Origin of the sequence: Pedobacter sp., from assembly GCF_041645105.1 — a bacterium.
In the GTDB taxonomy this organism is placed as follows: Bacteria; Bacteroidota; Bacteroidia; order Sphingobacteriales; family Sphingobacteriaceae; genus Pedobacter.
This window is the reverse complement of sequence record NZ_JBAZQQ010000001.1, coordinates 1038376-1061181: the sequence shown is the minus strand read 5'-3', so window position 1 is coordinate 1061181 and position 22806 is coordinate 1038376. Positions and strand designations below refer to the sequence as shown.

General features: G+C 37.4%; 26 protein-coding genes. 17 read left to right on the top strand and 9 right to left on the bottom strand.

The features are described from left to right. The first annotated feature begins 39 nt into the window (after window positions 1-39). From WC623_RS04480 to WC623_RS04460, 5 genes are all read left to right on the top strand, one after another. Window positions 40-372, top strand: coding sequence for a DUF2752 domain-containing protein (locus tag WC623_RS04480; RefSeq protein WP_372848375.1), 333 nt, complete (start codon window positions 40-42; stop codon window positions 370-372). Continuing rightward, window positions 365-724, top strand: a complete 360-nt coding sequence (locus tag WC623_RS04475) for a TM2 domain-containing protein (RefSeq protein ID WP_372848373.1) — start codon at window positions 365-367, stop codon at window positions 722-724. The genes WC623_RS04480 and WC623_RS04475 overlap by 8 nt, the downstream gene beginning before the upstream one ends. Before the next feature lie 27 nt (window positions 725-751). Beyond that, the gene (locus WC623_RS04470) at window positions 752-1849 is read left to right on the top strand and encodes a Nif3-like dinuclear metal center hexameric protein (protein ID WP_372848371.1); all 1098 of its coding nucleotides are present in this window, start codon (window positions 752-754) and stop codon (window positions 1847-1849) included. Then, complete coding sequence (locus WC623_RS04465; RefSeq protein ID WP_372848369.1) at window positions 1849-2592, top strand: zinc ribbon domain-containing protein; 744 nt, start codon at window positions 1849-1851, stop codon at window positions 2590-2592. Before WC623_RS04470 ends, WC623_RS04465 begins: the two co-directional genes overlap by 1 nt. Before the next feature lie 133 nt (window positions 2593-2725). Next, window positions 2726-4219: a tol-pal system YbgF family protein gene (locus WC623_RS04460; protein WP_372848367.1), complete on the top strand. Its 1494-nt coding sequence runs from the start codon at window positions 2726-2728 to the stop codon at window positions 4217-4219. Here the strand turns inward: WC623_RS04460 and WC623_RS04455 are convergent. Genes WC623_RS04455 through rsfS form a run of 4 tightly spaced genes read right to left on the bottom strand, consistent with a single transcriptional unit; the run spans window position 4216 to window position 8551 of the window. Next, entirely contained in the window at window positions 4216-5298 is a 1083-nt protein-coding gene (locus WC623_RS04455; protein WP_372848365.1) for a 3-oxoacyl-ACP synthase III family protein, read from the bottom strand. The two genes, WC623_RS04460 and WC623_RS04455, sit on opposite strands and share 4 nt — an antisense overlap. A gap of 55 nt (window positions 5299-5353) precedes the next feature. Beyond that, on the bottom strand, window positions 5354-6007 hold the full coding sequence (locus WC623_RS04450; RefSeq protein ID WP_372848363.1) for a lactate utilization protein C: 654 nt from the start codon (window positions 6005-6007) through the stop codon (window positions 5354-5356). A gap of 54 nt (window positions 6008-6061) precedes the next feature. Continuing rightward, on the bottom strand, window positions 6062-8149 hold the full coding sequence (gene ftsH, locus WC623_RS04445) for an ATP-dependent zinc metalloprotease FtsH (protein ID WP_372848361.1): 2088 nt from the start codon (window positions 8147-8149) through the stop codon (window positions 6062-6064). Between the two features lie 27 nt (window positions 8150-8176). Then, on the bottom strand, window positions 8177-8551 hold the full coding sequence (gene rsfS, locus WC623_RS04440) for a ribosome silencing factor (RefSeq protein ID WP_349783814.1): 375 nt from the start codon (window positions 8549-8551) through the stop codon (window positions 8177-8179). A 15-nt stretch (window positions 8552-8566) separates the two neighbouring features. On the opposite strand from rsfS, the gene WC623_RS04435 reads away from it, so the two are divergent. Further along, window positions 8567-9367, top strand: a complete 801-nt coding sequence (locus tag WC623_RS04435) for a biotin--[acetyl-CoA-carboxylase] ligase (protein ID WP_372848359.1) — start codon at window positions 8567-8569, stop codon at window positions 9365-9367. A gap of 59 nt (window positions 9368-9426) precedes the next feature. After that, window positions 9427-10407: a 6-phosphofructokinase gene (gene pfkA / locus WC623_RS04430; RefSeq protein WP_372848357.1), complete on the top strand. Its 981-nt coding sequence runs from the start codon at window positions 9427-9429 to the stop codon at window positions 10405-10407. Between the two features lie 43 nt (window positions 10408-10450). Here pfkA and WC623_RS04425 read toward each other — a convergent pair whose 3' ends face one another. Next, the gene (locus tag WC623_RS04425) at window positions 10451-10774 is read right to left on the bottom strand and encodes a heavy metal-binding domain-containing protein (protein ID WP_349783817.1); all 324 of its coding nucleotides are present in this window, start codon (window positions 10772-10774) and stop codon (window positions 10451-10453) included. 171 nt (window positions 10775-10945) lie between these two features. Between WC623_RS04425 and WC623_RS04420 the strand changes: the two genes are divergently transcribed. The 7 genes from WC623_RS04420 to WC623_RS04390 all read left to right on the top strand — a co-directional run bounded on the left by WC623_RS04420 (window position 10946) and on the right by WC623_RS04390 (window position 16516). Further along, a complete protein-coding gene (locus tag WC623_RS04420; RefSeq protein WP_372848354.1) occupies window positions 10946-11548 on the top strand; it encodes a 30S ribosomal protein S16 in 603 nt (200 codons plus the stop codon). Window positions 11549-11619: 71 nt separating this feature from the next. After that, window positions 11620-12147, top strand: coding sequence for a ribosome maturation factor RimM (rimM, locus tag WC623_RS04415; RefSeq protein ID WP_372848352.1), 528 nt, complete (start codon window positions 11620-11622; stop codon window positions 12145-12147). Between the two features lie 14 nt (window positions 12148-12161). Beyond that, window positions 12162-12839, top strand: a complete 678-nt coding sequence (gene trmD / locus WC623_RS04410) for a tRNA (guanosine(37)-N1)-methyltransferase TrmD (RefSeq protein WP_372848350.1) — start codon at window positions 12162-12164, stop codon at window positions 12837-12839. Window positions 12840-13223: 384 nt separating this feature from the next. Then, window positions 13224-13544, top strand: a complete 321-nt coding sequence (locus WC623_RS04405; protein WP_372848348.1) for a hypothetical protein — start codon at window positions 13224-13226, stop codon at window positions 13542-13544. A 196-nt stretch (window positions 13545-13740) separates the two neighbouring features. Beyond that, the gene (rplS, locus tag WC623_RS04400; RefSeq protein ID WP_349783823.1) at window positions 13741-14088 is read left to right on the top strand and encodes a 50S ribosomal protein L19; all 348 of its coding nucleotides are present in this window, start codon (window positions 13741-13743) and stop codon (window positions 14086-14088) included. A gap of 90 nt (window positions 14089-14178) precedes the next feature. Continuing rightward, window positions 14179-15405: a Glu/Leu/Phe/Val dehydrogenase dimerization domain-containing protein gene (locus tag WC623_RS04395; protein WP_372848346.1), complete on the top strand. Its 1227-nt coding sequence runs from the start codon at window positions 14179-14181 to the stop codon at window positions 15403-15405. A 7-nt stretch (window positions 15406-15412) separates the two neighbouring features. Then, window positions 15413-16516: a mechanosensitive ion channel family protein gene (locus tag WC623_RS04390; RefSeq protein WP_372848344.1), complete on the top strand. Its 1104-nt coding sequence runs from the start codon at window positions 15413-15415 to the stop codon at window positions 16514-16516. Window positions 16517-16597: 81 nt separating this feature from the next. Here WC623_RS04390 and WC623_RS04385 read toward each other — a convergent pair whose 3' ends face one another. The 3 genes from WC623_RS04385 to WC623_RS04375 are packed head-to-tail and all read right to left on the bottom strand — an operon-like array spanning window position 16598 to window position 20036. Then, a complete protein-coding gene (locus WC623_RS04385) occupies window positions 16598-17257 on the bottom strand; it encodes a phosphatidylserine decarboxylase family protein (RefSeq protein WP_372848342.1) in 660 nt (219 codons plus the stop codon). Between the two features lie 52 nt (window positions 17258-17309). Then, window positions 17310-17870, bottom strand: a complete 561-nt coding sequence (gene hpt, locus WC623_RS04380) for a hypoxanthine phosphoribosyltransferase (RefSeq protein WP_372848340.1) — start codon at window positions 17868-17870, stop codon at window positions 17310-17312. 9 nt (window positions 17871-17879) lie between these two features. Then, window positions 17880-20036: a transglycosylase domain-containing protein gene (locus WC623_RS04375; RefSeq protein ID WP_372848338.1), complete on the bottom strand. Its 2157-nt coding sequence runs from the start codon at window positions 20034-20036 to the stop codon at window positions 17880-17882. A gap of 115 nt (window positions 20037-20151) precedes the next feature. Between WC623_RS04375 and WC623_RS04370 the strand changes: the two genes are divergently transcribed. From WC623_RS04370 to WC623_RS04360, 3 genes are read left to right on the top strand one after another with little or no spacing between them, the layout of a single operon-like run. Next, window positions 20152-21243, top strand: a complete 1092-nt coding sequence (locus tag WC623_RS04370; RefSeq protein WP_372848336.1) for an Mrp/NBP35 family ATP-binding protein — start codon at window positions 20152-20154, stop codon at window positions 21241-21243. A 54-nt stretch (window positions 21244-21297) separates the two neighbouring features. Further along, a complete protein-coding gene (locus tag WC623_RS04365) occupies window positions 21298-21543 on the top strand; it encodes a NifU family protein (RefSeq protein WP_349783830.1) in 246 nt (81 codons plus the stop codon). A 55-nt stretch (window positions 21544-21598) separates the two neighbouring features. Then, on the top strand, window positions 21599-22237 hold the full coding sequence (locus WC623_RS04360; protein ID WP_372848334.1) for a hypothetical protein: 639 nt from the start codon (window positions 21599-21601) through the stop codon (window positions 22235-22237). On the opposite strand, the gene def is transcribed toward WC623_RS04360, so the two are convergent. After that, window positions 22234-22794 (bottom strand): peptide deformylase, encoded by a 561-nt coding sequence (gene def / locus WC623_RS04355; protein WP_372848332.1) that lies wholly within the window; start codon window positions 22792-22794, stop codon window positions 22234-22236. The genes WC623_RS04360 and def overlap by 4 nt on opposite strands. Between the last annotated feature and the right edge of the window lie 12 nt (window positions 22795-22806).

The window sequence follows — 22806 nt, the reverse complement described above, 5'->3', positions numbered from 1 at the left end:
TGAAAGAAGTGCATACCTTTAAATTTTTAATGCAATAAGATGAAAATATTAATGCGTATGCCTTTTGAACTGCTTTTCTGGACAATAGCTTTATTGTTGTTGGGGACTGCAGATTTGCATACACATGGAGGTGATGAGCATTTTACCCTTTGTCCATTGTCGAATATGGGTTTTAACTGGTGTCCCGGATGTGGTATAGGTAGGTCGATAGGGCATTTGCTTCAGGGTAATTTTCAGGCAAGCATGAACGACCATTGGTTTGGCATTCCGGCATTGATGATTATTTTGAACCGGATAGTGGTTCTGATTAAAATAAAATTGAAAAACCGAAAGGTATTAAACTTAAAATATAAGGAGGAAAGATATGTTTGATTCACCGTTTATGTCGCTACCAGGCATCTCGCCACAGGAATTTTCTTATTTGCAAAGTGCAACTACAGGATTTAGCGAGCAACAGTTAAGGGCGTTTTTAATGGTTTACAGCGGTAAAAGAAGAAACCCGGATGATATGATTTTGTATTGTATTCTTGGCTTCTTCGTTTTTGGTTTATCCAGGTTTTTGGTTGGACAAATTGGTATGGGTATTTTATACTTTTGTACCGCAGGATTGTGTTTTATAGGTACAATTATAGATCTGATTAATCACAAAAGTCTGGCTTACGAATACAATCAAAAAATGGTATTTGAAAGTCTGCAATTGGTAAGAATGGGTAACCTGCAATAATTAAAATCTATTGTATATTTACAGATTATGAGGTTATCTGTTTTAATAAAGCACCTGGAGGCCTTTGCTCCATTAAACTATCAGGAGGATTATGACAACTCAGGCTTGATTGTAGGAGATCCAAATGAGGAAATTCAGGGAGCATTAGTTGCTTTAGATTGTATAGAAAGTATTGTTGATGAGGCTATTTTACATAATTGTAACCTGATCATTACGCATCATCCAATTGTTTTTAAAGGGCTGAAAAAGATTACCGGTAAAAACTATGTAGAGCGGATAGTACTGAAAGCAATAAAAAATAATATTGCTTTATATGCGATACATACCAATCTGGATCACGTTGCATATGGCGTAAATGGCGTAATTAGTGGCCGTTTGGGTTTAAAAAACACGAAAATTTTAAGTCCTAAGACTGCAATTTTAAAGAAACTAGTCACTTTTTGCCCAGTTGCCCAATCTGAAGTGCTCAGGGATGCTCTTTTTGCTGCCGGAGCTGGTAGTATTTCTAACTACAGCGAATGTAGTTTCAATGCTGAAGGATTCGGAACATTTAAAGGTGGAGAAGGAGCAGATCCATTTGTGGGTGAGGTAGGGATTCAGCATCAGGAACCCGAAGTTCGAATTGAAACTATTTTTAAAGTTCAGGACGAAAGAAAAGTAATGCTTGCCTTATTTGAGCATCATCCTTACGAAGAAGTTGCTTACGATATTTATCCATTAGATAATAAACTGGATAATGTTGGTGCAGGAATGATTGGCTGGCTGGAAGAAAGCCTTGATGGGTATGAGTTTTTAAGAATGGTAAAAGATAATATGGATGCAACTGTAATCAGGCATACCCAGGTTTTACCTAAAAAGGTTCGTAAAGTGGCCGTATGCGGGGGTTCAGGTAGCTTTTTGCTTAAAGAAGCCATTGCTGCCGGGGCAGATGCCTTTGTTACAGCTGATTTTAAATACCATGAGTTTTTTGATGCTGATGAAAAATTGTTGATCGCAGATATCGGACACTTTGAAAGTGAACAATTTACATCCGATTTGTTGATAGATATTATTCAAGAAAAATTTCCTAACTTTGCAATCCGTTTAACGGAGCATAACACAAACCCAATAAATTATTTCATTTAATGGAACAAACTGTAGAGCAAAAGCTAAAAGCATTATACGAATTACAAACCCTGCATACCCAGATTGATAAAATACGTCAGATTCGTGGTGAACTTCCAATGGAAGTTGCCGATTTAGAGGATGATGTTGCAGGTCTGGAAACCCGTATTCAAAAATTCAAAGGTGAGTTGGATGATACGGAGGATGCAATTGTAACACGTAAAAATATGATCAAGGATGCTCAAGGCCTGATCAAAAAGTACGAGACTCAATTAAAAGACGTTAAAAATAACCGTGAGTATGATGCCTTAACTAAAGAGGTGGAGATACAAACGTTAGAAATTCAGGTTTGTGAGAAGAAAATCAGAGAATTCGGATTTGATATTACATCAAAAACTGAAATCTATGATAAAGCTTTAGCTGATTTAGAATCAAGAAAAAAAGATCTTGAGATTAAAAAAGGTGAGTTGGAAACTATTACAGCAGAAACTGAAAAAGATGAGCAAGGTTTACTTAAGAAAGTAGATAAAGCTGAAACTCAGATTGACGAAAGACTATTAGTAGCTTATACAAGATTAAGAGGCAATGCTAATAATGGATTAGCAGTTGTTACGATCGATCGTGATTCATGTTCAGGATGTTTCAACCAGATTCCACCTCAGCGTCAGTTAGATATCCGTCAGCGTAAAAAAATCATCGTTTGCGAGCATTGCGGTAGGATTTTAGTTGATGAGGCTTTAACACAAGAAGTTACATCGGCTTAAAAAGCATTCAAAATATATAAAAAAGGTCAGAAATTCCATCTGACCTTTTTTTGTGCTTAAATTTAGTTGGAATTCATACATCAGTACTTAAATATGCGTTATAGCTTTATTTACGGCTAAAGAAAAGAGAAATATGCAGAGACCCTTTTTACGAAAGAATGTTTGTTTAACATTTTTCCTGTTGCTTTTACCAGGAGTATTGTTTGCTAAATTTGATTTTAATGCGAATTGTCAGAAAGCTTATGGGTTAATATTTGAGCTGAAGCTGAATGCTGCGAAACAAATCATAGCTACTGAAAAGAAGGTTAATCCGCGCAATTCTTTTGTGCCTTTACTGGAAAATTATATTGATTTTTTTCAATTGCTGACTATGGCTAGTAAAACTGATTTCGATCGCTTAAAAGGGAATAAAAGCATACGGTTGAATCAAATAGAGGACGATACAGAGCAATCGCCCTATAGTTTATATGCTCAGGCTGAAATTAATCTCCAATGGGCATTAATAAGAGCCCGTTTTGGTGAGCAGTTTAATGCAGCTTTAGAAATTAAGAAAGCAAACTCGTATTTGCAGGATAATGCTAAGAAATATCCTGGGTTTCCATTAAATGCAAAAGGACTGGGGATAGTTAATGCGGTGTTGGGAAGTTTGCCCGAAGGGTTTATGAAGCGGACACTTTCTACCTTTGGTATTAAAGGCGATGTTAAAACTGGAGTGGCCATGATGCAAAAACTGGCATCAAGTTTACCTAAGTCTGTTTATGAGCCATTTTACGAAGAAGTAGTATTTTACTATTCATTTGTTTTAGTAGATGTTGCCCATAGTGCGAATGCGTACGCAGAAATGACGAAATATCTTGAAAGGGTGTCTGACTCCAGTTTATTGAAATCTTATCTTAAAGCGTACGTGAGTACTAAAAGAGGGCATAATGAAGAAGCAATAACTACCTTAGCAAATAGACCATCCGGGCAGCAGTATCAGCCTTTCCCATATCTGGATTATTTAATGGGAATTGCGAAGCTGAATAAACTTGATTTAACTGCTGCAAGTTATTTCAATCGGTTTTTACAAAGCAATAAAGGAGTAAATTATATAAAAGATGCTTACCTGCATTTGGGCTGGATTGAATTGATTTCTGGTGATACAAAAGGGTATGCTCAGTTTACAACAAAAGTAAAAGGCTCTGGATATGCTTTTAATGAAAGGGATAAACAAGCAATGAATGAAGTTAACTCAGCAATACCGAATACAGCTTTGTTAAAGGCTCGGTTACTATTTGATGGTGGTTATTACACCAAATCGCTAGAGGTGCTTTCGGGGATTAAAGAAACGGATTTAAATCTGGTTAAAGATAGGACAGAATATTTTTATAGACTAGGCAGGAACAATGATGAACTGGGCAAAGAAGATGCAGCCCTTGAAAATTACCAGAAGGCCGTTAATTATGGGAAGGGGCTTAAAGCATACTTCGCTGCAAACTCTGCTTTATTTATGGGTAAGATTTATATGAAAAAAAGAAATTATAATCAAGCCAAAGCAAGCTTCAATACGGCCATCAACATGAAAGGCCATCAATATGAAAACAGTATTGAAAGCGAGGCAAGGGATAGCTTAAAATCGATAAATTAGAAGCGATATACAAAGGCATTTATGTGCATTCCTGCACCTACAGATGTAAATATGGCATATTCACCTTTGGTTATTTTATATCCTTCGACTTTACCTTTTCTCACCAGATCTAATAGGGTAGGAATGGTCGCTACGGAGCTATTTCCAAGCCATGAAATGGTCATTGGGACTAAGTTTTCAGGAACAGTATCCAGTCCATACAACTTAAATACACGCTTCATAATGGCATGGTCCATTTTACCATTTGCCTGATGAATAAAGACAATTTTAATATCTTCTATACTAATTCCTGCTTTATCTATAGCTTTTTTTACTACCTGAGGAACAGTTGTTACTGCGAATTCATAAAGCTTTCTGCCATTCATTTTTAGATAGGCATTGCCATTTTGTTCATCAGGATTATTACTCTTGCCCATAACTAGCAAAGAGCCATGAGTAGCAGCATAAGTTTGAGTTTTGTGTGCAATGATTCCTAGAGGTTCTTCGTCTTCTTGTGCTTCAAAAATAACAGCGGCTGCACCATCAGAAAATATCATGCTGTCACGATCATGTGGGTCAATTATCCTGGAAAGTGTTTCTGCACCGATTACCATCACACGCTTAGCATCTCCGCTTTGGATCAGATAATTGGCCTGAATTGCGCCTTGAACCCAGCCCGGACACCCAAAAATAAGATCATAAGCCACGCAATCCGGATTTTCTATTTGTAAGGCCTGTTTTATTTTTGCTGCAAGTGAGGGCAGAATATCCATGCGGTTGCTGCCGCTTTTAACATCCCCAAAGTTGTGACAGAATATGATGTGATCAAGTGTTTCTTTATCGATTTTTGCATCGTCAATTGCGCTTTGTGCGGCAATCGCAGCAATGTTACTGCTAATTTGATCTTCATCAATATAACGACGCTCGTTAATTTCAGTGATTTCTGAAAATTTACTGATAATCTCAGTGTTTTCTTTTTCCAGTTTTACGCCATTGTCGTAAAATGAAGCGTTTAAAAAGGCATTTCCAGAGATGATGTTTTTAGGAATATAGCTTCCGGTACCCGTTATAACCGAGTGTAACTTTGTTTTAATGCCCATTTTGAACCGTATACTGTTTTGGTGTACAGTATAAAATTAAGATTAATTTATTAGATTAAGAAAAATCGTCAATTAAAAATACGAATAATTCCTTAGGGCCGTGTGCACCGAGAACTAAAGTTTTCTCAATATCTGCTGTTCTGCTTGGTCCTGTTATGGTACTGATCATAGAAGGGATTTCTGTACCATATTTATTTTTGATGAGTTTAAACGCATCTTTCAGATCCATGACCATTTGACCGGTCCGAGCAATTACAATGTGATGATGTGGAAATATGCTTAACCTTCTGCCTGCTGCATTCTGATTAGAGACCATAATAGAGCCATTACGGGCAATTAAAGCTTCGCAAAGGGTTATTCCAACCTCTGCCATTTCGAAGTCTTTATCGGTTTGATAAAAAGGAAATTCATAAGTAGCAAGGAGGTCCTGCAATTCAGGTTCCCAGCAATAGATTTTCCTCCAGTTAAACCTTTCGGCAAGCTGAAGTATATTTTCAATAAATTCTATTCCGTTTTCGCAGTAAATGAAGTTTCCTGAAACTGCTGTAAGTTGCTCTGCAAATAAGATTTCAGGATACTCCCTGTGATCTTCATTTTCAGAATAAAGAGGGGTGTCTTCTAAATTCGGATAAGGGTTGTCTCTTCTTTCGAGAAGAGCTTTTCTTATCTTTTTTAGCATGAGCTCTTTTGAAGAAATGTTTTCCTGCATAAAAAAATGGATTTGCTGCCGTTTTTTTAAACGGCAGCCCCATAAATATTATAATTAAGATTCTGTTTGTGCCGGGTTTATGGGTGTTGCAGGGTCGGCTGGACTTACACCGTCATGCACTAATCCTTCAGCAGCAGGTTTTTGATCACCCGTTCCATTTACAAACTCATCGTAAGTAGTACGATTGTCGAAAGGACGTTTGCCAAGAATTTCCTCTAGATCCGCCTGGAAAAGAATCTCCTTTTCTATCAATTTTTGAGCTAGTTTTTCTAAACCATCTCTCTTTTCTGTTAACAAGTCTTTTGTTCTTGTATATACTCCTTCAATAATCAAACGAACTTCATGGTCAATCATTTCTGATGTTTTTTCAGAGTAAGGTTTGTTGAAGTTGTATTCATTTTGCGGATCATGGAAAGAAACGTTACCAATTGTGCTGTTCATACCATAAATGGTAACCATAGCATAGGATAGCTTAGTAATTCTTTCAAGGTCATTCTGTGCTCCTGTTGATATTTTACCGAAAACGATATCTTCAGCTACACGTCCACCCATAGTCATACACATACCATCAGTTAACTGCTCTGTAGTATATAGGAATTGCTCTTTTGGTAAATACTGCGCATAACCAAGAGCTGCAACACCACGAGGAACTATAGATACTTTTACCAATGGATCTGCATGTTCCAGGAACCAGCCTGCAATAGCATGGCCTGCTTCGTGGTAAGCTACTATACGTTTCTCTTCCGGAGAAATGATTTTATTTTTCTTCTCTAAACCACCGATAACACGATCAATTGCATCCTGGAAATCCTGCATATCTACAAACTCCTTGTTACGACGAGCAGCAATTAAAGCGGCTTCATTACAAACATTTGCAATTTCAGCACCTGCAAATCCTGGTGTTTGTGCCGAAAGTTTTTTGGCATCAACAATTTGATCCGTTTTAATTGGTTTAAGGTGAACTTTAAAGATCTGTTCACGGCCAACTAAATCAGGTTTATCTATTGATATCTGTCTGTCAAAACGTCCCGGTCTTAATAATGCAGCATCAAGAACATCAGGACGGTTGGTTGCAGCAAGAATAATAATTCCCGAATCTGTACCGAAACCATCCATCTCAACCAATAACTGGTTTAATGTATTCTCACGTTCATCATTGCCACCCATCATACTATTTTTGCCACGGGCACGTCCAATAGCATCTACCTCATCAATAAAAATAATACAAGGCGCTTTATCCTTCGCTTGTTTAAACAAATCGCGGACACGTGATGCTCCAACACCTACAAACATCTCTACGAAATCAGATCCTGATAGAGAGAAGAAAGGTACTTGTGCCTCACCTGCAACTGCTTTTGCCAATAGTGTTTTACCAGTACCAGGAGAGCCTACTAATAAAGCTCCTTTAGGGATTTTACCACCAAGGTTGGTATATTTTTTAGGGTTTTTAAGGAAATCGACAATTTCCATTACCTCTGTTTTGGCTTCTTCAAGACCTGCAACATCATTAAAAGTAACATTTACCTGACTTTCTTTATCAAATAGTGTTGCTTTAGATTTTCCGATATTGAAAATCTGACCACCACCACCACCGGCACCACCACCCATACGGCGCATGATAAAAATCCAGAACCCAATAAACAATAATACAGGAAGGATAATAGTTAAGAACCAAGAGTTAAATGAACTCTGTCTGGTTTGCTTTTCAGCACGGATTTGTTGATCAGGAGGGACATTCGCCTGAGATGCTTTTAGATCAGCGTCTAGTCCGTCCATTGTTCCTGCATTAAAATAAACGGTTGGTCCCTCTGCGGTTCCAAAGTTATTTTTGCTTAAATATTGCTTATATTTTTCTTCTTTCAGCTTGTCCTTTTTAATAAAGACTTCGGCTTTAATTACATCTTCATGTTTATAGGCTATAATTTTCTCTACATCACCAGGGATCAACATTTCTTTTTCAAAGGTCTGGTAAGAAATGGTTTTAGCGGTATCACCGCTAAACATAACCTGTAGCATGATCAGACCTAAAATAATAGCGGCGTATACCCAAAAGATGTTGAATTTAGAACCTTTTTGAGGTTTCTTAGGAATATTAGGGATTCTCTTAATCAACTTGGGCTTCGTATTTGGATTCTCTTTCATTATAATTCAAAAAATGGGGTTATATGATTATGCGCTTTGATAGGACGTAGACAAGGCATCACCCCAAAGGTCTTCAATTCCATAAAATTCGCGCTTTTCAGTTTTAAATATGTGTACTACTATGTCAAAATAATCAAGGATAATCCAGTCAGCATGATCCTGACCTTCTTTTCTCCAAGGGTTCGTTTGCGTATTTTTATAGATTTCTTTTTCTACGCTGTCGGCAATTGCTTTTACTTGAGTTGCGGAATCTGCGTTGCAGATGATAAAGTAATCAGAAACAGAGCTGTTGAGTCCCCTTAAGTCTAACCTTACAATGTCGTTTCCTTTTTTTTCCTGTATGCCATGTACAGCGATCTCTGAGAGGAATGTAGAAAGGTTTCCAATTTTCTTTTTTACCATTAAAATGTTTTAATTTTGATAAACAAATATACAATCAACTTGCAAAATAACACTTTTTCAACATTATTTGTTGGTCAAAATTTGATTAGATTATCTGAGGTTGATTCTACTAATAACTTTTTAAAGGATATGGTGTCAAATTCCGAGCCATTACCCGAGGGGACTGTTATTATGGCAGACTACCAGTTTGCCGGCAGAGGGCAGCAGGAGAATACCTGGTATACAGAGCCTGGAATGAACCTTACTTTTAGCCTGTATTTATGTCCTTCATTTTTGCAAATAAAGGATCAATTTATGCTTAATATGGCTGTAAGCATAGGTATTAGAGATGCTCTTAGGGGTTTTTTGGGGCCTATGTTAAAAGTGAAATGGCCGAATGATTTGTATTATAATCAGCAGAAGATAGGTGGAATTTTAATAGAAAATATATTGTCTGGAGTCAGTTTTAAAGCAAGTATTATTGGAATCGGTATCAATGTAAACCAGTTAATTTTTGACCCAGCGCTCCTAAATAGAGCGACATCTGTTTGCAAAATTTTACAACGGGATGTTAATCTAATGGAGCTTTTAAAAGAAATATGTAGCCATGTGGAGTGTCAGTACCTAAAATTAAAATCAGGAAGCTTTAATCTTTTACAGGATAATTACCTTAAAGGGTTGTATAGATTTAATGAAAATGGGCTTTACCAATATGAGAACAGAATTTTTGAAGGGGTAATTACTGGCATTGCCCCTGGAGGGCTACTGGTGATTCGAAGCAATGGCATTGAAAAGCAATATAATTTTAAAGAAGTAGAATTTTTGAACAACATATAAAGATTATAACTATTTTCACGGCCTTGTAATGCAAAAAGCTTAAATCGTCTTTAAAATAAATGAACAAGATTAAAAATATTGGAGTATTAACTTCAGGGGGTGATGCTCCCGGAATGAATGCTGCCATTAGGGCAGTTGTTAGAGCGGCAATTTACTACGACTTAAAAGTTACAGGAGTTTTAAGAGGATTTGAAGGGTTGGTTCATGGTGATTTCATTGAAATGGACCGTAAGTCTGTTGCTAATATTATTCAGCGTGGCGGGACAATTTTGAAAACTGCACGTAGTGATGCTTTCCGTACTCCTGAAGGACGGGAGCAAGCGTATCAGCAATTGTTGAAACATAATATAGATGGATTAGTAGTCATTGGTGGTGATGGAACTTTTACAGGAGCCAACCTTTTTGCTTCGGAGTTTAATTTTCCAATTGTTGGATTGCCTGGTACCATTGATAATGACTTACAGGGTACAGATTTTACAATTGGTTATGATACTGCAATTAATACGGTAATCAATGCTGTAGATAAAATCAGAGATACTGCAGAATCACACGATCGATTATTTATCGTAGAGGTAATGGGTAGAGATTCAGGGCTGATCGCGTTAAGGAGTGGAATTGGAGTAGGAGCAGAAGCAATTCTTATTCCTGAAACAAACATGGGAGTTGACGGATTAATTAACCGATTGGAGAATGGGCGTAAGGATAAAGCTTCAAAAATTATTGTGGTTGCTGAAGGAGATGAGATGGGAGCGTTTAATGTTGGAGAGGTCTTAAAAAAGAGATTCCCAAATTATGATATAAGAGTTTCTATTCTAGGTCACATTCAACGTGGAGGAAGGCCGAGTTGCATGGATAGGGTATTGGCTAGCCGTTTGGGGGTTGCTGCCGTTGAAGGATTGGTGAGCGGCAGTTCTGGCGTGATGGTTGGACAAGTCAATAGAGAATTGGTGTTTACTCCTTTTGATCATGCTATAAAACATATAGATGCCCAGGAAGTTAGTCCGGCCTGGTTAAAGCTGGTGGAGATTTTATCATTATAACAAGAAGAGAGCCCATTCGGGCTCTTCTTGTTTTATTCTCTTTTTAATCTTCGATGATTACTGCTGTCCCTGTTGCTGCAACCATTAACATGCTACCGCCACTACCTACAGTTTCGTAATCCAGATCCACACCAATAATAGCATTTGCACCTAATGCTGCTGCATGTTGTTGCATCTCATTAACAGCGGTTTGTTTCCCTTCTCTTAGCACCTGTTCGTAAGATCCTGATCTTCCACCTACTATATCGCGGATTCCTGCGAAAAGGTCTTTGAAAATGTTAGCACCTATTATGGTTTCTCCACTTACAAGGCCGATATATTTAACTACTTTTTTACCTTCAATGGCATTTGTTGTTGTAATTAGCATAGTGATTATTTTTAATTTTGACTTCTTTAATGATTTAATGTTACACTGAATTTAGTGAAAAAGATTTTTAAACTGTTGCATCTTGTTAATCATTAGTATTTTACTTACTTTTGCATCCCCGCAAGCATGAAGCTCCGGGAACTATGTTGAATACATAAACAAAAAGAAGAAATGGCAACTAAAATCAGATTGCAAAGATTCGGTAAAAAAGGGAAACCTTTTTTCCACGTAGTGGTAGCGGATTCCCGTTCACCAAGAGATGGTAAATTTATTGAGCGTTTAGGTTCTTATAACCCAAACACCAATCCTGCAACTATCGAAATTAATTTTGACAAAACTTTAGACTGGGTAAACAAAGGTGCTGAACCTACGGATACTTGTCGTGCTATCCTTTCTTACAAAGGTGTTTTATACAAAAAACACTTAGAAGGTGGTGTTAAAAAAGGAGCATTAACTGCTGAACAAGCTGAAGTTAAATTCGCTGAGTGGTTAAGTGCAAAAGAAGGTCGTATCGAAGGTAAAAAAGATGGCTTAACTAAATCTAAAGATGAAGTTAAAAAAGCGGCTTTAGCTGCTGAAGCTAAGAAAAATGCTGATCGTGCTGCTGCTCTTGCAATTAAAAATGCACCTGTAGTTGAAGAAGTTGTTGCTGAAGAAGAAGTAGCTGTTGAAGCTGCTGCTGATGAGGCTCCTGCTGCTGAAGTTGCTACTGAAGAAGCTCCGGCTACTGAAGAGGCTGCTCCTGCTGCTGAAGAAAACAAAGAAGAAGCATAGTATTTTTTATGCTGATTGGATAGCGAAGGATTCATTCTTATGAATTTCTTCGCTATTTTTATTTAAAGTATATGACACAAGAAGAAGCGTTTTACATAGGGTATATAACCAAGACAAAAGGGTTAAAAGGAGAGGTTCAGTTATTTTTTGAATATGATGAGCCGGAGTTGCTGGATTTGGATGTGGTTTTTGCTGAGATAAATGGTAAAATGGTGCCGTTTTTTGTGTCGGCCTGCAAGTTGCAAAACAACAATACAGGAAACCTTTATTTTGATGATGTTGATCATATAGATAAAGCGCAAGTATTAGTTAAAAAGAAGATTTATCTGCCATTAACTAAAATGCCAGACCGTTCCGATGATGAATTTCATTATTTTGATTTAAAAGGCTTTACCGTTTCGGATGAAAAACAAGGAGAGCTAGGAGAAATCATTGATGTGAACGAATATCCTCAACAATTTGTTGCTACAGTATTATATAAAGGAACTGAGGTTATGTTTCCATTAAACGACGATATGATTGTGGAGATTGACGAGGATGAAGAGACTTTATTAGTCGATTTACCAGAAGGCTTATTGGATATATATCTGTCAAATTAATTTAACTTTACAAAATGCGTTTCGACATTATATCTGTTTTACCTGATCTATTGGTAAGTCCATTTGCCCATTCTATACTTCAGAGGGCACAAAAAAAGGAAATTGCTGAAATTGTTGTTCATAATTTAAGAGATTATGCAACAAATAAGCAGAAAAGTGTAGATGATTATCCTTATGGAGGAGGAAGTGGCATGGTGATGTCTATTGATCCGTTTGCACGTTGTATAGAAGCACTTAAGGCAGAGCGTACGTATGATGAAGTGATCTTTATGAGTCCTGATGGAGAAACTTTCAATCAGACTATTGCAAATGAGCTTTCTGGTAAAGGAAATATTATGATCCTTTGCGGGCATTATAAGGGCATTGATCAGCGAATCCGTGATTTATTTGTTACGCGTGAGATCTCCATTGGTGATTATGTTTTGTCGGGAGGGGAATTGCCTGCTGCGGTGCTTGTTGATGCAATCGTTCGGTTAATTCCCGGAGTGCTGAATGATGAAACCTCTGCTTTGTCTGACAGCTTTCAAGGAGAGTTGCTTGATGCTCCGGTTTATACCAGGCCTGCTGATTGGAGGGGACATAGGGTTCCAGACGTTCTGTTAAGTGGTCATGAGGCTAAAATAAATGAATGGCGCCATGAGCAGGCATTAATCCGCACTCAAAATCGCAGACCGGATCTTCTTGAAGATTAATTATTCAGGGTGTTTGCGTAAAATATTTCGTCAAAATCACTAATTATTTTGAGTTATATTCGTTAATATTCATAAAATATTTTGTTGTTCGGTTTGTTTTTATTAAGTTCACACTAAAAAAAGATAGTAAGAACTAACCAGACCATTTTATGCATAACAAAGCTAGAAAGTATAAGATCAACGATTTTTTGTTACGATTGCCTGTTCCTTTATATAGAGAGGCTGTAAAAATAATCCCAGGTGTTTTAGGGGTTTCTACCAATACCTTTCATAATTACAAAATATTTTGATTAGTGATTTTCAAGACATTCCGCATGAAAAGGTGATTTTATTTGAAAAGTTATTTGAGCTGAAGGAGGGAGAGCTAATTAATAAAGAGCTAAAGTGCAAACCATTAACAGAGCTTTTACAACAAGAAGGATGGATCAGGTAAATAAGTATAAATACAAGATAAATGAATACTTATATAGCTTAAATGTTTACGAGTATTCTGCTGCTAGGAAGATCATTCCAAGAGAGCTGGATATTTCTTCGAATACTTTTCATAACTACCGGAGTATTAAGCTTGGTTCTGCAACTGACATTCCATACGAGATCGTGAGAAAAATGGAAATTCTTTTCAGTATGAAAAGAGGAGGATTGGAGAATTCGGAGATCACTGCAAAAAAATTAAAAACATTAATTTACGAACGTCAAGGTTCATAGACAGGTCAATATGGCTTTTTTTAGGCTCATACCTTATGTTTTTAATTAAATTGATTGATCAAGCCTTTTATTTTGAATTGTGGAAATGTTAAAGAATGTGGAAAAAAATAAAAAAGGCTTTTATTTTTAAAATATATTTCCTAATATTGCAGTCCGATTTTCAAACAACAAAAAGTCGGCTTAATAGCTTAAAATCATGGATTTAGTAAAATTTGTTGAAGAGCAGGTAATCGCAAAAAATGAGTTTCCTGCCTTCAAATCAGGAGATACAGTGAGTGTTCACTATAAAATTCGCGAAGGTAATAAAGAACGTATTCAAATTTACCAAGGCGTAGTATTGCAACGTAATAGCGTGGGCGCAAGCGAAACGTTTACCGTTCGTAAAATGTCTAACGGCGTAGGTGTAGAGCGTATATTCCCTATTAACTCTCCTAATATCGCTAAAATCGAAGTGAACAGCCATGGTAAGGTTCGCAGAGCAAAATTATTCTATTTGCGCGAATTAACTGGTAAAGCAGCTCGTATCAAATCTAAGAGAATTTAATTTTTCTAACAAAAGATATATAACCTCACCGATCATGTCGGTGAGGTTTTTTTGTTTGTATATATTTGCGCCAACTAACTTAAATATATAATGAAAGAACTGTTAAAAAAATTTGAGGAGAAACGTCCTGAGATTGTTTTTGAATGGAAAGACAAGGATTCTGAGGCTGAAGGTTGGGTGGTCATCAATTCCCTTCGTGGCGGTGCTGCCGGAGGTGGAACCAGGATGCGTAAAGGATTAGATAAAAGAGAAGTAGAGTCTTTAGCAAAAACTATGGAGGTTAAGTTTACCGTATCTGGCCCACCTATTGGGGGTGCTAAATCAGGAATAAACTTTGACCCTGCTGATCCAAGGAAGAAAGAAGTACTAGAGCGTTGGTATAAAGCAGTAATGCCTCTGTTAAAGAATTATTATGGCACAGGTGGAGATTTGAATATCGATGAGATTCATGAAGTTATTCCTATTACCGAGAATTATGGTTTATGGCATCCTCAAGAAGGTGTAATCAATGGGCACTATCATGCCAGAGAAAACGAACGCATCCATCAGATTGGGCAATTGCGCTATGGGGTATCAAAAGTACTTGAAGATTTAAACTATACTCCTGATGTAAAAAGGAAATATAAAGTTGCGGATATGATTACGGGCTTTGGTGTAGCTTCATCAATAGCGCATTTTTACGGCATCTGGGGAGGTGAACTTTCTGGTAAGAGAGCTGTTATTCAAGGATGGGGGAACGTTGCTGCCGCTGCTGGTTATTATTTGGCGCAGAATGGTGTGAAAATTGTTGGTATTATAGACCGTGTTGGAGGACTGATTAAGTCAGATGGCTTTAGCAAAGAAGAAATAATAGATTTGTTTAACAACAGGGTTGGAAATACTTTGGTTTCTTCGGATCTTATTTCATTTGAAGAAGCAAGTAAGCAGATCTGGAATGTAGGGGCAGAAATATTTGTTCCTGCGGCAGCATCACGGCTTGTGCAGCAAGCGGAGGTTGATCAGCTGATTGCCGGTGGCTTGGAGGTGATTGCTTGTGGTGCAAACGTTCCTTTTGCGGATAAGGAGATTTTCTTTGGAAGCATCATGGAACATGTTGATGAGCATGTTGCTGTAATTCCTGATTTTATTGCAAATTGTGGTATGGCGAGGGTTTTTGCATATTTGATGCAAAAGAATGTAGAAATGAGTGATGATGCTATTTTTACAGATGCTTCTAGTGTAATTTTTGCCGCCATGAAAGCAGTATATGATGAGTCTGACGCAAAAACACAGCTTTCTAAAACAGCATTTGAAATTGCGTTGAAACAATTAATTTAGATATAAAGTGGATAATCAATTTTTTGAACAAATTTTCTGGGGCAATACCATTAAGCAATATTGCATTTTTGTTGTAGTTATTTTACTTGGACTGCTGTTCAAAAGATTGGTATCCAGGTTTTTTAGTCTTGCTCTTTTTAAGATTTTTAAAAAGTTTGCAGAAGATATAAGAGGCGAAACGTTTGTTTCTTTGCTTATAAGGCCGATAGAGTCGTTTATTACATTTTGTACCATATACATTGCGATTAACAATCTGACGCATCCGCTGAATCATGTATTATGGCATAGAGCTAAGACAAAGGCAGCTGTTACTATTGGTGATTTTTTGGATAAGATCTTTCTGTTCCTGATTATTCTTTCTATTTTCTGGATTATTCTTAGGATTATTGATTTTATAGCCTTTGTGCTTAAGCATAAGGCATCCATTACGAATAATAAAGCAGATGATCAATTGGTGCCTTTTTTAAAGGAGTTGACTAAAACATTGATCTGTTTTTTGGGCTTTTTTGTCCTGCTGGGCTTTGTTTTCGAAGTAAATGTGCTGACGTTGATTACTGGTTTGGGGATTGGGGGTATTGCAATCGCACTTGCTGCAAAAGAGAGCCTGGAAAATCTGATCGGTTCGTTTACGATATTTCTGGATAAACCATTTACTGTTGGGGATGTAGTAAAGGTAGATGGTATAGAGGGGACGATTGAAAAGGTAGGTTTTAGAAGTACCTGGTTGATTAGCCCGGATAAAACAACTATTGTTATTCCAAATAGGGCAATGATTGACGGTGTGCTTGAAAACGTTACATTGAGGAATTATAGAAGGGTAAACTTCCATGTGGGAATTGTTTATGAAACGGACAGTGCTGATATTAAAGAGATCATTAAAGCCATTGGAGACTTCCTGACAGCTCATCCAGATACAAAGGATGGTTATGCTACGTTTGATGGTTTCGGCGATTCTGCTTTAAATATTCAGGTGGTTTACCTGGTAAATAACATGGACTTTAATAAGTATGTCAGGGTAAAGGAAGAGATTAATTTCAAGCTGATTGACATTGTTAAAATGTACAGGTCTGACTTTGCCTATCCAACACAAAGATCAATTTCGGATCATTAAATTTGTATCAGGACAGTATTGCGTATTAAAAAAGGCGGGTAAAAATTTTTACCCGCCTTTTTTAATGATTGTGATGCTGTGTTACGAAAGCTCCGCTAGAACGGTAATCCCGCCTTTTACGACCTGATTAAGTTCTAGGTTAACCTTGGTGCCAACCGGCAAAAAGATGTCGACCCTGGAGCCGAATTTGATAAACCCAAACTCTTTGGTTTGCTCTACCTGATCACCTTCTTTCACATACCATACTATTCTCCTTGCTAATGCTCCAGCAATTTGTCTGAATAAAACAGGAGTTCCATTTTTATGTTCAACAACTACTGTTGTTCTTTCGTTTTCTGTTGATGATTTGGGATTCCAGGCAGCTAAATACTTTCCAGGATGATATTTGAAAAATTTAACTACGCCAGAAATAGGATTTCTATTGATGTGCACATTTACCGGCGACATGAATATAGATACCTGCAGTCTTTTGTCCTTAAAGTATTCTCCTTCTTCGGTTTCTTCAATAACTACAACTTTTCCGTCGGCAGGACAAATTACCAGATTTTCTCCATTGGTAAAAGTACGTGAAGGGTTTCTGAAAAATTGAAGTACAATAATAAATAGTGCGAATGAGAGGATATAGATTAACCACTTTAACCAGGTTATGTCTGCATATCTGTAATCAATAAATGCATTCAGGATAAAAATAAAAAGAACTGATAATGCGATGGTGGTGTAACCTTCTTTGTGTATGGTCATTGGTATTGCTTAAATGTTTATTTGCGACAAAATTGTGAAAAAAAAACTACATTTATAGTAAATGAGAGGGAACAGTTTTTTCCCGATAGATATCTTTGAGGTTTCTTCCAAGTCCATCATAGTCCAAACCATAACCTACTACAAACTCATTTGGGATTTCAAAAGCGGTATACTCAAGTTCTTTTATAGGTGCAATTAGCGCATCTGGTTTTAATAATAATGTGCATGCTTTTACTGATGCAGGGCCTTGCTTACGGACCTCGTCCAGTACATAATTAAGTGTTAGGCCCGTGTCTACAATATCCTCTACAATAATTACATCACGGTTATGAAGGTTATCTGGGAGTCCGAAAGCTTGTTTAACGATTCCTTTACTAGCAGTTCCTTCATATGACGATACTTTTATAAAGCCAATTTCGCAGGGAATCTCGATCTCCCTCAACAGGTCTGCCATGAAGAGAAAACTGCCATTTAATACCCCAATAAATATAGGACACTTGTTTTCATAGTCGACATTCATTTGTATGCCGATTAGTCGTGTGCGTTTACTGATATTGTGCTTTTCTAAAAGGATTTCAAAGGGTTTATCCTGTATTTGAATTTGATTGGTCATATTTTAATCCTAAAACGGAGCACTTTTCTCCTGCTCTTTTTCTTTTTTTCGTTGTTCCCTACGTTCTTGCCTCAATTCCCTTTTCGATTTGGTTGTATCAGCTTTAGCGGGTTGTACGTTTGTGGTGTCTTTCTTATGGCGACCAAATAAGCGGTCGAATAAGTTTTTTGAGGCATCCTGAGTTTCAATAGCAGGTAGTGGATCATCACTATCTAATTCATTGGTATCAATGCTTGTGGAGTCTGGTAATATGTATTTCCTCAGGCCTTCGCGTAAGCGAACGTTATAAAAGCCGTAACCACTGCTATCTACAGGGGTTAGTCCTCTTCCGGCCATAATCTTTCCTATAAATTTAAAGTAAGGATAAAGGTAGTCTTTAAGCCCTCCATCATCTTTAAATTTGTATAGCGCAATCTTAGGTCTGGGAACGATATTAGCCAGAAATATACCCTCTCCAATATTAAGGTCGGAAGGTCGTTTACCAAAGTAATATCTTGTTGCTTCACCGATTCCGTAAATATTCTGACCCATTTCGATGATATTGAAGTAAACCTCCAGCATACGGTTCTTGCTAACTAAATTGTTATTTTCTATTAACCATACAATGAGAATTTCTTCAGCTTTACGGGAAAGTGTTTTTTGTCGACTCAGAAAGACATTTTTTACCAGCTGCATAGAAATTGTACTGCCACCTCGGACAAACTTCTTTGCTTTAAAGTTTACTGCAAAAGATTTCCGGATTGATTCCTGTACAAATCCTTTATGACTAAAGAACGAGGGGTCTTCGGAAGTGAGGATGGCATTTTTAAAGTTGCTCGAGACCTCAGAGAGTGAAACATAGTTCGGATTAGCAGGACCAATCAGGATATCACGCATTGGCTTACCACGCTCATATGGGGTATAAATAAAGTCTTTGTTTATTTTCTGCAGGTCCGTTTTGCCCCACTTCAGGATTTTAAAGTTTGTTGGTGTGAGTGCAGAAGTAAACCTTACACTATCAGGTAAGGCGCTATCAAGGTAAAAATTAAGGTCATAGCGGATTTTTCCTTTTACCTGCATGCCATCCAGTGATTCGAATAAGCCCTGTGGAAATGCGCTCAAAACTTCTTGTGCATCTTGCTCAGGTGCGTGAAGTTTTACTTCATAGATTTTATTAGGTGAAAGTGTATATTTCAAATAGGGGTGAATTGCAGCTTTCTTTAGGAATACTGTAGACGTACTATCAAGTGCGATGTAATTTTTCCCAATCAGCATATCTGCATCAATTTTAGCATCAGCAATTACGATATCATTTGAAGCGATTTTTGGATGATTGATCAATAAGTTTTTAATTGACCAGGAGCCCGATATTTTAAAGTCATTACCACTATAGTCTGCATTTTTCATTTCCGTCCGCACTGTATCGAAACTAAATTTTGCGCGTAACTTTCTTTCAAGATAAGGGAGTTCTACTTTTTTATTATCAGCAAAAAGCATAATGTCCATTTGTTTCTTTCCTGGTTTGACAATACCATTGATATGCCAGGTCGACTCCCTGTCGTTCACTAAAATTGTTGAATTTAATTCGCCGTCATCAATAGTAGCACGAGTCGTTAGAAATGTAAGTTTTGCTGTGTCATTATCATTCACATTCAACAAAAAGTCTTTAATCGTCATGTTATCTGGAATCTTATAGAGAACCTGATTGAGCAGGTCATGTGCAAGATTAGATAGATCAGCTTTTGTTTTCTTTTCTGTATCATCCTTCTTTTTCCTTTTCAGGAAAAAATCAAGATTGCTTATGGTGTCACGGAAAACAATATTTAGCTTCCCTGTATGTAAATCAATCTTTGAGAGTTTCACATCACCAAAAATTAAAGGAAAAAGTTTGACACCAATGGTCATGTCGGTTATTGTACTTAACGTGTCTCTATCTTTCGGAACTACGGAAATATTTTTCATGTGAACGGTGCTGAGCCCGTTAAAACCATACTCAGCGATTTTCACATTTAACCCGTAATCTTTGTCTGCTTTACTTATGGCTTTAGCCATCATTTTTTTCAAGAGGGCTTCCCTCTTGTTATAGGCAATAATTCCGGTAATGGTCAGCAAAAGAAGAAATACCCCCAATACCCACGCTCCGGCTCTAATGTACTTTTTAGGGATGTTTAATTTAGGAAGATGCATGCTATAAAATAGATTTTATTGCTAACGTTAAACTCAAATGTTTATTTCGTGTTAAAATTACAATAAAAAGGGGCATTTAAAATTTATTATGGAGGTCTTTTGTTAAATTTGGCTAATGATTATTAGCCCAGAACAAGTTTTAGCAGCTTTGCGAAATGTTGAGGATCCGGATCTTAAAAAAGATCTGGTGACTTTGAACATGATCAAAGATTTAAAAATATCCGGAAAACAAGTAAGTTTTACTCTGGAATTAACTACTCCTGCCTGTCCGATGAAGGATATGCTGAAAAATGCATGTTTAAATGCTGTTAAGCATTTTGTGAGTCAGGATGCCGAAATCGACATCAACATTACTTCAAGAGTGACTAAGCCGATGGATACGACCCAACTGAAAGCGATCAGGAATATTGTTCTGGTTTCTTCAGGTAAGGGAGGTGTAGGTAAATCTACTGTTGCCAGTAACCTGGCGATTACCCTTGCTGCTGACGGTGCGAAGGTTGGGTTGATTGATGCAGATATTTATGGCCCTTCAGTGCCGATTATGTTTGATCTTGTTGGTGCAAAGCCTTCGGCAAGGGAGACTGAAGACGGTAAGACTTTGATTATGCCGATTGAAAAATATGGCATTAAATTACTCTCTCTGGGCTTTTTTGCAGATCCTGACCAGGCTGTACCATGGCGAGGACCAATGGCTTCAAATGCTGTAAAACAGCTTTTTAATGATGCCGATTGGGGTGAACTTGATTACCTTATTGTCGATCTCCCTCCAGGTACAGGTGATATTCATATCACAATTACTCAAAGTTTTCCAATTGCTGGTGCAGTGATTGTAACAACTCCGCAACAAGTTGCTTTGGCTGATACGCGTAAAGGCCTGTCTATGTTTAGGATGCCGGGAATTAACATTCCTGTTTTGGGAGTGATAGAGAATATGGCTTATTTTACTCCTGAAGAATTGCCAGAAAATAAGTATTATATTTTTGGGAAAGATGGCGGGAAAGAGCTTGCAAAGTCATTCTCTGTGCCTTTCCTTGGTGAGATTCCCATAGTACAGAGTATTGGTGAAGGGGGAGATAAAGGGGTGCCTGCAGCGCTGGACCGTACAAATAAAGTGGCGATTTCTTTTGCTGAAATTGCAGGTAAGGTCGCTCAACAAATTGCCATAAATAATGCTCAAACAATGGGCGATCTTTCTTTGACAGTTTAAAAAGCTGTTAAATGAGGAAAAAAATCACTATTTTTATATTTTAATTTACCGAAAATGAATTTAACAGAACAAGTAGAGCAGGCATTAGAAACTATCCGACCATATTTAATCGCCGATGGCGGGGATGTTGCTATAGAAGAGATTACGGCGGAAAATGTAGTTAGATTGAAATTATTGGGTAACTGTGGATCATGCAAAATGAGCTTTATGACCATGAAAGCAGGAATTGAACAAGCTATTCTTAAAGCTGTACCTGAAATTACTGCGGTTGAAGCAATTAACCTGGCTGAACCCGTTTAAAATGATTTAACACAATTTAACTAGCCGTTTTATTTATAACAGCTATTTTTGTAACATGAAGTATGCATTAACCATTATATTGTTTCTTTTTGTTTCCTCTGTATTTGCACAAAATACAGGAGACAAACCATTGATTCAATTTACGGGGATTATTACCGATGTGGATAGTAATACGGTGGTGCCTTATGTTACGGTTACGAATTTGACGAATAAAGAGCAGCGTTATGCTGCAAATTATAAAGGGTATTTCTCCTTTATTGCTCATCCTGGAGATACGATCTTATATACAGCAATTGGTTATAAAGACCTTTTGCTGGCTATTCCATCGCAAATTAATGATAGCAAATATACAGCTATGATTAAAATGAAAGCGGAAATCGTAAATCTACCTACCGTGCGAGTGTACCCATGGGCTACAGTTGAAGAATTTACCAGAGACTTTATGTCAATGAAGATTGCTGATGACGATTATGTAATTGCAGCAAGAAATCTTTCCCCATCAAGTCTTAGCGGTTTAATCATGACCCTTCCAAGGGATGGTGGAGAGATTCAAAGCATCAACAATAGGTTAAACCATGATCGTGCTTTAAACAAGAACATGGTTCAGACCAATCCATTACTAAATCCTTTTGCCTGGGGTAAACTAATGCAGTCTATCTTTAAAGGAGATAAAGCAAGGAGCGAAAGTAATTAACGCTTCCTGTTCTGCTGTGGAAAACGCATCTTGTAATCAGCCTTAACATTTCCTTTAGAAATTGCCTCCAGCCTGCTTTTCAGCATTCTTTTGCGCAACAGGCTTAATGTATCTGTAAACAGTTTTCCTTCGATATGATCGTATTCATGCTGTATAACACGTGCAGGCATTCCTGTAACGGCTTCTTCATGTTGTACCCAGTTTTCATCATAGTATCTGATGCGGATATTAGGCTTACGCATAACATCTTCCCTGATGTCTGGAATACTTAAGCAGCCTTCGTTGAAAGCCCATTCTTCCCCTGTTTCTTCAATGATTTCTGCATTGATAAATACTTTCTTGAATTTGTCTTTATCGTCTTCATCTGCGCCGGTATCAACGATAAACAAGCGTATAGGTAACCCTACCTGTGGAGCAGCCAAGCCAACGCCATGCGCATTGTACATTGTGTCGAACATGTTGCTGATTAACTGTTTCAGATCCGGATAGTTCTCCTCAATAGGTGTACAAACTTTTTTAAGGACTGGATCTCCGTAGGCTATAATGGGTAATTTCATAGTACAAAAATA

Coding starts and splice junctions, on each gene's coding strand:
- rsfS (WP_349783814.1), bottom strand. CDS start 8,551: ATGGTAAAAAAGAAAATTGGAAACCTTTCTACATTCCTCTCAGAGATC.
- WC623_RS04365 (WP_349783830.1), top strand. CDS start 21,298: ATGAATTTAACAGAACAAGTAGAGCAGGCATTAGAAACTATCCGACCA.
- pfkA (WP_372848357.1), top strand. CDS start 9,427: ATGAACAAGATTAAAAATATTGGAGTATTAACTTCAGGGGGTGATGCT.
- WC623_RS04385 (WP_372848342.1), bottom strand. CDS start 17,257: ATGACCATACACAAAGAAGGTTACACCACCATCGCATTATCAGTTCTT.
- WC623_RS04475 (WP_372848373.1), top strand. CDS start 365: ATGTTTGATTCACCGTTTATGTCGCTACCAGGCATCTCGCCACAGGAA.
- rplS (WP_349783823.1), top strand. CDS start 13,741: ATGGATTTAGTAAAATTTGTTGAAGAGCAGGTAATCGCAAAAAATGAG.
- WC623_RS04480 (WP_372848375.1), top strand. CDS start 40: ATGAAAATATTAATGCGTATGCCTTTTGAACTGCTTTTCTGGACAATA.
- WC623_RS04360 (WP_372848334.1), top strand. CDS start 21,599: ATGAAGTATGCATTAACCATTATATTGTTTCTTTTTGTTTCCTCTGTA.
- WC623_RS04465 (WP_372848369.1), top strand. CDS start 1,849: ATGGAACAAACTGTAGAGCAAAAGCTAAAAGCATTATACGAATTACAA.
- hpt (WP_372848340.1), bottom strand. CDS start 17,870: ATGACCAATCAAATTCAAATACAGGATAAACCCTTTGAAATCCTTTTA.
- WC623_RS04460 (WP_372848367.1), top strand. CDS start 2,726: ATGCAGAGACCCTTTTTACGAAAGAATGTTTGTTTAACATTTTTCCTG.
- ftsH (WP_372848361.1), bottom strand. CDS start 8,149: ATGAAAGAGAATCCAAATACGAAGCCCAAGTTGATTAAGAGAATCCCT.
- rimM (WP_372848352.1), top strand. CDS start 11,620: ATGACACAAGAAGAAGCGTTTTACATAGGGTATATAACCAAGACAAAA.
- WC623_RS04375 (WP_372848338.1), bottom strand. CDS start 20,036: ATGCATCTTCCTAAATTAAACATCCCTAAAAAGTACATTAGAGCCGGA.
- def (WP_372848332.1), bottom strand. CDS start 22,794: ATGAAATTACCCATTATAGCCTACGGAGATCCAGTCCTTAAAAAAGTT.
- WC623_RS04420 (WP_372848354.1), top strand. CDS start 10,946: ATGGCAACTAAAATCAGATTGCAAAGATTCGGTAAAAAAGGGAAACCT.
- WC623_RS04450 (WP_372848363.1), bottom strand. CDS start 6,007: ATGCAGGAAAACATTTCTTCAAAAGAGCTCATGCTAAAAAAGATAAGA.
- WC623_RS04425 (WP_349783817.1), bottom strand. CDS start 10,774: ATGCTAATTACAACAACAAATGCCATTGAAGGTAAAAAAGTAGTTAAA.
- trmD (WP_372848350.1), top strand. CDS start 12,162: ATGCGTTTCGACATTATATCTGTTTTACCTGATCTATTGGTAAGTCCA.
- WC623_RS04470 (WP_372848371.1), top strand. CDS start 752: ATGAGGTTATCTGTTTTAATAAAGCACCTGGAGGCCTTTGCTCCATTA.
- WC623_RS04455 (WP_372848365.1), bottom strand. CDS start 5,298: ATGGGCATTAAAACAAAGTTACACTCGGTTATAACGGGTACCGGAAGC.
- WC623_RS04395 (WP_372848346.1), top strand. CDS start 14,179: ATGAAAGAACTGTTAAAAAAATTTGAGGAGAAACGTCCTGAGATTGTT.
- WC623_RS04370 (WP_372848336.1), top strand. CDS start 20,152: ATGATTATTAGCCCAGAACAAGTTTTAGCAGCTTTGCGAAATGTTGAG.